We start from the raw sequence: 228 nt of genomic DNA on the forward strand, positions 1-228 counted from the left end.
GGGCTGTATGCCTCCACGGCAATGCTGAGGTCGCGGCTCTTGTAGGCGAGGTCGGCCTGTTGGAACGTGGGGTGGAGTTCACTCTGGTTGACGGCCGGCACTACGTCCGCTTCCTTCAGCAGCGTGTCCACGTGATCGGGGAGGAAGTTTGAGAGGCCGATGGCCCGGATCTGCTTGTCCTGGTAAAGCTTCTCCATCTCCTTCCACGCCTGCGTGAAGAGGCCCTGT

At 61.4% G+C, this 228-nt stretch carries 1 protein-coding gene; it reads right to left on the bottom strand.

Annotated elements, in window-relative coordinates; genetic code table 11:
- On the bottom strand, window positions 1-228 hold a 228-nt coding region (locus N7568_RS25755), incomplete at both ends, for an aldo/keto reductase (RefSeq protein WP_261612434.1).

Origin of the sequence: Paenarthrobacter aurescens (genome assembly GCF_025421775.1) — a bacterium.
Taxonomy (GTDB): Bacteria; Actinomycetota; Actinomycetes; order Actinomycetales; family Micrococcaceae; genus Arthrobacter; species Arthrobacter aurescens_B.